Below are 9,839 nucleotides of genomic sequence, written 5' to 3' on the forward strand. Positions count from 1 at the left end.
TTGCTCCATAGTCTTATAAAGCTTTTGTAGGTAACGCCAACGAGTAATAAAGAAATATAAAACTTGTATACATATAAATGAAATTAAAATAAAAATCGAGCTATTTAAAATAGAAAAACTAACTAATTGTTGCAGTGCCGTATACGCTACTACAGTATGAATCACCGCAACAGCAATCGGTAAGAAGAACATTAATAATAACTGTCTCGTTACAACTTTTTTTAACTCTTGTTTACTTAATCCCATTTTCGAAATCATTTTATATTGTTGTTGATCACGGTCCAAATCAGTGTATAATCGGAAATAAATAAAACTAGCAGCAAATGTAAAGAAAACGATTCCGACTAAAACACTTGCCATAAGTAATAAACCATTTTTTTGCTTTGCCTCCAACAAGTTTAATGTTAAAGCTCCAAAGTAGAAATCACTGTCCCTAAGATCTTTATCGAATATACTCTTTAATTGATTTGAAATCTCTTTCGTTCTTATCCAATCATCTACAACAAATCCGTAAGTACGATGTTGAATATCTTTATCCTCTGGATTACTCGTCAGAGGAATTTCATCATACACATGATCTTGAACAGCAATATAAATACTACTAGAATCATGTGGTAAAACTAAATTCTCTACAGTTTTCTTCACACGAAATGTCTTTGTCCAATCTCCTTGAATGACTTCAATATTTTTTTTATAGTCACCATTTTTAAATTCTTGCTTTTGTGACACCCTCCCAGGGATTAGTAAAATTTCATCTTCTTTTTCAATCGTTTCATGTTGGTACCCGAGTGCTCTCGTAAGTTCGTTATATTCACTTAATTTCAATACATTTACGTTACTTTCTGTAAATTTACTTGAAGATGAAGCCATTCGATACGGAATATTTGCATCCAAGAGGTGTTTTTTTATAATAGAGAGATGTTTATCTACCAATTTGTTGTTTTCAGAGCTTTCATACAGAAATGTATATGGGTTTGTCATCCACACTAAATTTCTATTACCAATAGCAGCTGTTGTACCAATAGCTGTAAATGCAACTGCTGAAATAATAGATACAATAAAAAACATCGTTGCATTATCTTTCATACGGTAAATTAATTCAGAAAACGTTAATATATTTGTTCTTTTTAAAAAGAAAGATTCTCTCCTTTTAGCAAGATGTAATATATAAACGCTACACTGTGTATATAAAAAGTACGTTCCTACAATTACTAGTAGGACACCCATTCCGAGCGTAGTAAAACTGGAACTTGAAATAAAGCCAAATACTGAGAAATATCCATATCCTATACTAATTAAAGAAAGCAGTGATAATAAAATTGAAGATTTCGGTTCAGGTTTTGGTTTTTCCTCTGCTCGAATAAGTTCCACAAGTTCCGTTATTTTTACCATTTTAAATGTAAATAGTGAAACAATGAAAAATAAGAAAAGAAAAGTGATAACTGTTAATAATACAGCCTTCACTGGTGTATAAAAAGGCAAACCATTATTAATCATTAATACACTTGCGCTTATCAATAAGACTAGTTTAGAAAATATGAGTCCAATGAAAATCCCTATACAAATTGAACCAAGTCCAATCAACATATTTTCAATTAATAATAATTTCTTAAACTGTCTCATTGACATACCTTGCATCATTAATATGCCAAATTCTTTCTTACGAGTTTTTAAAAATGAACTAACTGAATATAGAATAAAGAAAAATGAAAATACAAAAATCAAACCTTGCGAAATTGTAAATCCCATCGTACCATATGCACTCATTGTTGCACTTGTTGATTTTAATTCCCCTTGTAAATCAGGATGAAATAATAAAAGAGCATACGTAAAGAAAACCATAATAGAAAATGTACTACTTAAAAAATGGGCAGCATATGTACGCTTATTACGAAAAATATTATTAAATGCGAACTGACGAAAAGTCATGCCTTTTCCCTCCTAACAAAGAAAGAACATCCATAATCTTTTGATAAAAGGCTTGTCTGCTTTCACCACAATAAATTTCGTTATATAGTTGACCATCTTTAATAAATACTACTCTACTGCAAAAACTCGCAGCATACGGATCATGTGTAACTAACATCATCGTTGCTTTTTCTTCTTTATTAAGAATATCAAGCATCTCCATTACATCATTTGAAGATTTAGAGTCCAAGTTCCCTGTTGGTTCATCTGCAAGTAATAATTGCGGCTTATGAACGATCGCACGAGCGATTGCTGTTCTTTGAGCTTGTCCCCCTGATATTTCAAACGTTCTTTTATTCAATATATCTGTAATATTTAACTTCTCTGCAATCTCTTCCAATCGCTTGTTCATTTCTTGCACGGAAACACCATCTAAAGTCATCGGCAATACGATGTTTTCTTTTACAGTAAGTGTGCTAAGAAGATTAAATGATTGAAAAACAAATCCTAATTGTTTTCTGCGGAATAACGCTAATTCTTCTGATGATAATTGAAAAGGATTTGTGCCATTAATAAATATTTCTCCCGATGATGGAGAATCAATAGTAGATACCATATTCAATAACGTTGTTTTTCCGCTACCTGATGGACCCATAATTCCTACAAATTCACCTTCTTGAATTGATAAATCAATATCTACTAATGCTTTATAAGGTACTTTCCCTTTATATACTTTACTAATACTTTTTGCATGTAAAATTTCCATGTATATTCTCCCTTCATTTCCACTGCTCACTATAAAGTGTAAATGAATTGTCTTACAGCTCATATTGATTCATCTTTCATTTACCTTACACGCTTGTAAGATTTCTGAAAAAACTGACAACATAATTATTTCAAACTAAAATTAACGCATAACTATCTTATAATAATTGTATAGTAGTAGGAAATATAATGTATAATAAATCTTTATTATATAAATGAGAAAAGACCGATTGCTATCGGTCTTTTACTACCAAACGTTATATTTTTATCCACTCAGATTTTCTCAATATATAATGATTATATATTTGATTTTCTATCCTCTGTTGGCTCTTATAAATAAACCCGCATTTTTCAATAACTTTATTTGATGCTACATTGTTAATTAAAGCAATTGCGTTAAGGACATTTAAATTTGTTTCTTTAAACAAATAGTCAATTAAACCTTTAGTCGCTTTTGTAGCATAGCCATGATTTTGATATTCATTTGAGATAGCATACATTATCTCTCTGTTTGGTGAAGGGAGTTCTTCTTTCATACCTGTGCAGCACCATCCAATGAGTTCATTTGTAGCTTTCTTAAATATTCCTAGCTTTAACGTATGATTATCTATGTTATTCGTAGTTTTCACTGCATCAAGAAATGCTTTGTTTGCTGGTATTTCATAATCTGCAATCCAATCCACCCTTTGTTCTTTCGTTGATTTCCAGTCTGGTAAAAATTTTGCTATTTCCGGTTGATTTGCTATTTTATAAATACTCTCTGCATCTTTGACCGTAAATTCTTGCAAGTATATATCTCCACAATCTATTTTAAATAACTTAGTGAATCTCTCTTCTCCCATGTTAATCCCCCTTACTTACGTTATAGCTCTTTAATCTGCTTCGTAAGTTCCATAAACCGTTCATCCAGTGCTTTATATTCTTTGTCTTTAGAAGTTAAAAAGCTTAATTTCCCTAATACTTCTTGTCTCTCTGTTTCTAACGTTAAACGTAGCTCTTCAATATCATCTCTTGTTTTAGTAGGTTCTTCTAGCTGCTTTTGTATCGTATTGTTTGAAAACACGAGTTTTGTGTTAGTTGTTTTCTCCAGAAAATATCGATCGTGAGATACAATTACTAATGTTCCGTTATACTCAGCTAATGTATTTTCAAGTTGTTCACGTGAAGGTAGATCCAAGTGATTCGTCGGTTCGTCTAAAATGAGTACATCTTTTTCATCTAAAATATAAGCCATTAGCTTACATTTTACTCTTTCTCCCATACTCATATGCTCAATCGGCTCTTTCCATTGAGACGCTTGGAATCCTAAATGTTTCATTAAATTTTGGACTTTTCCTCTTTCTTCAAACGTCTCTTTAAAAAATAAATTTTCTGGTGTTTTATCAAGCGGTAAATCAAAAACTTCTTGTGTTAAATAGCCGATGTTTGCAGATGGTGAAATCCATATTTCTCCTTCAGCAGTTTCCGTTCCCATAATCATCTTAAGTAATGTTGTTTTCCCACTACCGTTTGGTCCAACAATCGCAACTTTCTCACCGTGCTGAATTGTAAAATTAACGTTTTCAAATAATACTTTCCCATGAAAGTCTTTTTTTAATTGCTTCACTTCTAAAAAGCGTTTTCCTACTTTTTTGTTCGCTTGAATAGAAAACTCAACTGAATACTCTTCTTTCACACGTTCTACTTTCGTTTTCTCCAGCTCTTTTTCGAGTCGTTTTCGTTTTGACTTCACTTGTGCATCCATTCGCTTCGCTTTTACACGATAGAATTCTTTCACACCTTCTTGTTTTGTAGACTGCGCGTGTGCCTTTTGTGACCATGAACTCAATTCTTTTATATGTGTTTCTACTTGTTCTATCTTTTTTTGCTGCTTTTCATATTCACGCTGCTGCGTCTTTCTTTTATGCTCACGTGCTTTCATGTAGCTCGTATAATTACCACTATGCTCAATTAATTTTTTGTCCTCAATTGACCATATTTTTGTTGCGACAACATCTAAAAAATATCGATCATGTGATACAACGATAACTGTACCTTTCATGTTTTTTATTTGTTTAATGAGAAATCCCGTACTGATCTCATCTAAATGATTTGTCGGTTCGTCTAATATTAAGACATTAGGATTTTCAGCAAATCCTTTTGCTAATCGAATTTTCAGCTTTTCACCACCACTTAAAGTATGAAAATCGTTCGTTGGCACGCCCCATTTCGCAAGAAGTTCTGCTTCTTTTGCAATTACATCATTATTAATAAAAGATTCTATTTCTTGCTCAACATATGCGGTTGTCATATTCATTTGCTGCCATTCAACAATCCCTTTTGAAGGCTCAATCTTTCCATTTATTAATTGAAGTAACGTTGATTTACCAGCACCGTTTTTACCAATTAATCCGATAACATCCCCTTGTTTTACTGTCACATTCATTTTCTCTAACAACATATTTTCTTTTATTTCAACATAAACATCATTTAATTTTAATAGTTCTTTCATAATACCGATCCCTTTCATTAAGGGAGAATAAAAAAATCCTCCCAAATAAATTTGGCAGGATTAGTCGTTAAAATATTTACACCCAAATAAGCTATTACGTAACATAAATAGCAATACCGTTCTATGGAAATTGGGCAGACTAATCCTATTTTTTAGAAATTGAAATTTATTGAATTTCAACATTTAAAAATAAGATTAGTTAATCATCGTCCACCCATCATTCCTTTCTGTCATTAATAACCATAATTGTACCATGATAATATTGTATGCGTAAATATTATTATTTGTACTTCAAAAGCAATTATTTTTCTTCAAGTTTATTTTTACAATTTCATGTGCTCATATCTTTAATTTTTACTAATTTGTATCATTTATTCATATGAAAACTTTTTAAAAAATACAAAACAAGGCTAAAAAACTTATCTCCAACGTTCTTTAGCCTTGATCACTTTTTACACATTAAAAAATATTACTCGTACTACCGTACCTTTATCAACTTCTGAATGGATTTCTACACTATGTCCTAATTGCTTCGTAATTTCATATACGAGATATAGCCCCATTCCTGTTGATTCTTTAAAATCTCTACCGTTTTCTCCTGTAAAGAAAGGTTTGAAGACTCTTGGTAAATCTTGCTTCGGTATACCTACGCCATTATCAGCAATTTCAAGTATAACGGTATTACCTTCCTTACAAGCTTTCACTTTAATCTTTTCTCTACTACCTGATGAATATTTAATCGCATTCGATAGTATTTGCCCAATTAAAAATTGTAACCATTTCGCATCACTTTCTACAGTAATGTCCTTATCAATTTCAAGCTCTGGATATACAAAATTCCGGATAAAGAACCGTTTATGCTCATGTACCGAATCATTCACTATTTTATGTAGTTGTACTCTTTCTACATAAAAATCTTGTGTAAATGCTTCTAAACGTGCGACATACAGAGCCATTTCTAATCCCTTTTTTAATCGATCAGTTTCCTCATTTATACTTTCAAAACGTGAATCTACTTCATCCTGTGTAATTAATTCTATTACAGATAAAGGTGTTTTCATTTGATGAATCCACTGATTCATAAAGGTTAAATGGTCATTATTTTTTCTCTCTTGCATTTGCAGCTGATTTTGATAATGTCGATATTGCACCTCAAGTAGTTCTTGAAGAGCAGCCGATACAGCTGCAAAATCAGATTTTTGAACAGATTCATCCAAAGATTGCATCGGGTTTGCTAAGCGCTCATAAAAAGAACGATGTGTAAAATAACGAAACACTAAATAACTTCCCATAAAGAAAATACCTAGAAACATTGCATATAACGCCGTTGTAATATGATTATGCCCATCAAACCAATATACGAGAAATATAGCTAGTAGTTGAATTATAGTAAAGCAAATAAGTGGTATATGATCACGTATAAATAATCTTATCATTTTTCTATACCAGTATCCCAAGTAATATGCAATCTATATCCAACACTACGAATCGTTTCAATCGCACCTTCTATATGTAACGTTTGTAACTTTTTACGCACACGTGTTGTATTTACACTTAATGTATTATCATCAACATAAGATTCACTATCCCATAATTTATTAAGTAACACTTCTCTACTCACAACACGCGGATAATTTTTCATTAATGTCTCTAATAAAATAGCTTCGTTTCTCGTTATATCAATCTCTTCGTTTCTAAGTTTCAATACAAGTCTTTCAGGATATAAACAAAGGCCTTGTTGCTCAATCATTCGCTCTTCTAGTTTCGGTGCATAATCTCCATATGCACGTCTTAAATGACTACGAATTTTCGCCACTACAACTTCATAATGAAAAGGCTTCGGAATAAAATCATCGCCACCATTTTCTAACGCCATAACTTGATCCATCGTACCTTCACGAGCCGAAATGAATAATATCGGACATGTAGAAACACCGCGAATTTGACGACACCAAAAGTACCCATCAAAACTCGGTAAATTAATATCTAATAAAACTAACTCTGGTTGTTCATCTAAAAAAATGTCTAATACATTTTGAAAGTCCGATACAATAACTCCTTGATAACCATATTTCGCAACATGTGTTGATAATAGTTCTGCAATTTTCATATCGTCTTCTACAATCATAATTTTGACCATTATTGAACTCCTTTTTAATCCACAATCTCAAATATATTTATATAAAATAAATACTACCTCTTTTCACAAAATCCGTAAATTAAAAAAGGATGCTTTTATACAAAAGCATCCTTTTTCGTCCCTTATCTATTTAATATGAAATTTACTAAAAGTAAATCCTAGTTTCTCCACATAATCCATCCCTAATTCCATACGCGCCGTTTTCAACGGATCCACAACTTGGCAAACTTTTAAATTACCTGCTGCCGATAATAAAAGAGTTGCATCAGCTTTAGACATTGCTAATTCTTCATGTAAAAATGTCACCATATTATGTACAGCACGACTTGCTGCATCATCTAACAATTTCTCTGAAGCAATCGTCATCATTTTTTCTTTTTGAATAGCCATTGGTAACGGCCATTTCTTTTCTTTTATAATTTGAACTGTTACCGTTACCTCACCAGCAACCTCTACACCACTAACACCAATTTCACCATCACCCATTGCTGCGTGTAAATCACCTAACGCTAATAGTGCTCCTGGGACATTAACTGGTAGTAGTAATGTTGTTCCTTCTTTAATTTCTTTACAGTCCATATTCCCGCCGTGATCATGCGGTGTGCCACATGAAATGCTCTCTTCTTTCGGTGCAGTACCAATTACCCCAATCATTGGATTAATCGGGATTTGTAGTTCACTTGAAAACAAAACATGTTCATTATGTATTGGGACAATTTTCACTGTATTTTCATTTAACTCATCCCCTATTACACCAAGGTTTGCACCTGTAGTTAAAACGCCCTGCTCTGCAATTTTAATCTTTTCAATCGTTACGGCTAATATATCGCCAGGTTCTGCTCCTTTAACATATACAGGTCCAGTCGCTGGATTAATTCGATTCCAATCTAATTCTTGAAACACAACATCTTCAGAATCGATTTGATTTTCAAAGCAATCATATGTTTCAAATACAAGACTGCTCCCAATTTCCACTTCCATACAAGGCTTATTTTCTGGTGACATTGAGTAAATGATATGGTCTTTATGAATTCGATACATAATACCTCTCCCTTTTATATTTATCTACTATTACTAATTAGCTCTTTTTATACAAGCTCCTCTTAAAATTAAATGTTATTTTTATGTAAAAAAGCACGCAGATTGTTTTATAACATACACTCTTTACTATAACAGAAAGGTTGTATCACTATGCCCCTTATTCCATACAACGAAAGTGATGTTGATTTACTAGCTCGTTTAATTCGTGCTGAAGCTGAAGGCGAAGGCCGCCAAGGTGAGGAGTTAGTTGGATGCGTTGTAGTAAACCGTGTATTTTGTGATTGCTTAGATTTTAAACAACTCCGTACCGTACGAGACGCTGTATATCAAAGCCCCGGCGGATTTGAAGCAGTACAATATGGATATTTTTATCAACGTGCTCGTGAATCAGAAAAAGAAATCGCACGAAAAGTTTTACAAGGTGAATGGCGCTGGCCTGCACGATGGGCTCTTTGGTATTTCCGTCCAGTTGGAGCTTGTCCACCTGAATGGTATAATCAGCCATTTGTAGGACAGTTTAAAAGCCATTGTTTTTATGAACCAAGTGGTGATGAATGTCCAAAAATGTATTCACGATAGTAAAAAAGAAAACACCGAAAGTACCTGCTTTTATATATACTTTCGGTGTTTTCTTTTCATTCAAGTAATCTAATAGTAAGATAAAATATTTAACTCCTATAACATTTTATTAATCGAATATTCAACATGTACTGAAGTTTCTTAGACTAATAGAAACCAAATGGTATATAAGAGGTTATCACTAAATAACAACTTTTAGTTTTAATGTATATATTTGTTTATAAAAAAATGATAAACTAATTTACGCATTGGAAAAATTTTATAATGATAAAAAGGGGATCACTATGAAATTACTACGTTTATTTCTCATTCTAACTCTTGTTGTATTATTAAGCGCATGTGGTAATACAGCAGTAAAAGTCACCAAGGTTCAAAAAAACGGCGAAACAACTTTAAACATTGGCTCCCTGAAAGGGTATTACGATGTACAAACGATCAAAACTGAACAAGGAAATGTACAATTTCCTTTTGATGCAACCGTTGAAGAGGGTACAATTTTATTACAAATCACTAAAGACGATAAGGTCATTTACGAAGAAGAAGTCACTTCTCAAAAAGAAGGTTTACTTTCTTTTGAAGCACCAAAATCTGGATCTTATAATTTAATTGTACGCGTAAAGAACGAAAAAGAAAAAGCAAAAGGTATACAAATACATACAAAACTATAAAAAAACGGCAAGCGAATTCTAGCTTGCCGTTTTTATTTCTAACTCAATTTTCATAATATATACTTATCGATTAAACGAATTGTTTTGTGTATACTTCATCTTTATTTACATTCTATATTTAGACATTATTCTTAAAAAATCTTCTAAAATAAAAATTAAGTTATGATTTCCGGAATTTTAGTTTAATTACCTAAAAAAATTCTTTATCGCTTCTAATTGAATTTTGTGACTACACTCATCACAACAA

General features: G+C 32.2%; 9 protein-coding genes. 2 read left to right on the top strand and 7 right to left on the bottom strand.

Annotated elements, in window-relative coordinates; translation table 11 throughout:
* The 7 genes from GBN78_RS26475 to GBN78_RS26505 all read right to left on the bottom strand — a co-directional run.
* Positions 1-1,929: ABC transporter permease (locus GBN78_RS26475; protein WP_152127880.1), on the bottom strand; the 1,929-nt coding region annotated here is incomplete at its 3' end.
* On the bottom strand, positions 1,904-2,674 hold the full coding sequence (locus GBN78_RS26480) for an ABC transporter ATP-binding protein (protein ID WP_152127881.1): 771 nt from the start codon (positions 2,672-2,674) through the stop codon (positions 1,904-1,906). The genes GBN78_RS26475 and GBN78_RS26480, both read right to left, overlap by 26 nt.
* A 256-nt stretch (positions 2,675-2,930) precedes the next feature.
* Positions 2,931-3,515 carry a GNAT family N-acetyltransferase gene (locus GBN78_RS26485; protein WP_000503529.1) on the bottom strand — a complete coding sequence of 195 codons (585 nt, stop codon included), beginning with the start codon at positions 3,513-3,515 and terminating at the stop codon, positions 2,931-2,933.
* A 20-nt stretch (positions 3,516-3,535) separates the two neighbouring features.
* Positions 3,536-5,164 (bottom strand): ribosomal protection-like ABC-F family protein, encoded by a 1,629-nt coding sequence (gene abc-f / locus GBN78_RS26490; protein ID WP_088046339.1) that lies wholly within the window; start codon positions 5,162-5,164, stop codon positions 3,536-3,538.
* 452 nt (positions 5,165-5,616) lie between these two features.
* Positions 5,617-6,600: a sensor histidine kinase gene (locus tag GBN78_RS26495; RefSeq protein ID WP_030025701.1), complete on the bottom strand. Its 984-nt coding sequence runs from the start codon at positions 6,598-6,600 to the stop codon at positions 5,617-5,619.
* Positions 6,597-7,304, bottom strand: coding sequence for a response regulator transcription factor (locus tag GBN78_RS26500; protein ID WP_000238990.1), 708 nt, complete (start codon positions 7,302-7,304; stop codon positions 6,597-6,599). The genes GBN78_RS26495 and GBN78_RS26500 overlap by 4 nt, the downstream gene beginning before the upstream one ends.
* Before the next feature lie 126 nt (positions 7,305-7,430).
* The gene (locus tag GBN78_RS26505) at positions 7,431-8,345 is read right to left on the bottom strand and encodes an acetamidase/formamidase family protein (protein ID WP_000285660.1); all 915 of its coding nucleotides are present in this window, start codon (positions 8,343-8,345) and stop codon (positions 7,431-7,433) included.
* A 150-nt stretch (positions 8,346-8,495) separates the two neighbouring features.
* On the opposite strand from GBN78_RS26505, the gene GBN78_RS26510 reads away from it, so the two are divergent.
* Both GBN78_RS26510 and GBN78_RS26515 read left to right on the top strand, forming a co-directional pair.
* A complete protein-coding gene (locus GBN78_RS26510) occupies positions 8,496-8,924 on the top strand; it encodes a cell wall hydrolase (protein ID WP_001128398.1) in 429 nt (142 codons plus the stop codon).
* A 284-nt stretch (positions 8,925-9,208) separates the two neighbouring features.
* Positions 9,209-9,592, top strand: a complete 384-nt coding sequence (locus GBN78_RS26515; protein ID WP_000771814.1) for a BA_1872 family lipoprotein — start codon at positions 9,209-9,211, stop codon at positions 9,590-9,592.
* Positions 9,593-9,839: the final 247 nt, after the last annotated feature.

The sequence above is a fragment of the Bacillus sp. B2-WWTP-C-10-Post-4 genome (assembly GCF_009183805.1).
In the GTDB taxonomy this organism is placed as follows: domain Bacteria; phylum Bacillota; class Bacilli; order Bacillales; family Bacillaceae_G; genus Bacillus_A; species Bacillus_A cereus.

Coding starts and splice junctions, on each gene's coding strand:
- GBN78_RS26480 (WP_152127881.1), bottom strand. CDS start 2,674: ATGGAAATTTTACATGCAAAAAGTATTAGTAAAGTATATAAAGGGAAA.
- GBN78_RS26485 (WP_000503529.1), bottom strand. CDS start 3,515: ATGGGAGAAGAGAGATTCACTAAGTTATTTAAAATAGATTGTGGAGAT.
- abc-f (WP_088046339.1), bottom strand. CDS start 5,164: ATGAAAGAACTATTAAAATTAAATGATGTTTATGTTGAAATAAAAGAA.
- GBN78_RS26495 (WP_030025701.1), bottom strand. CDS start 6,600: ATGATAAGATTATTTATACGTGATCATATACCACTTATTTGCTTTACT.
- GBN78_RS26500 (WP_000238990.1), bottom strand. CDS start 7,304: ATGGTCAAAATTATGATTGTAGAAGACGATATGAAAATTGCAGAACTA.
- GBN78_RS26505 (WP_000285660.1), bottom strand. CDS start 8,345: ATGTATCGAATTCATAAAGACCATATCATTTACTCAATGTCACCAGAA.
- GBN78_RS26510 (WP_001128398.1), top strand. CDS start 8,496: ATGCCCCTTATTCCATACAACGAAAGTGATGTTGATTTACTAGCTCGT.
- GBN78_RS26515 (WP_000771814.1), top strand. CDS start 9,209: ATGAAATTACTACGTTTATTTCTCATTCTAACTCTTGTTGTATTATTA.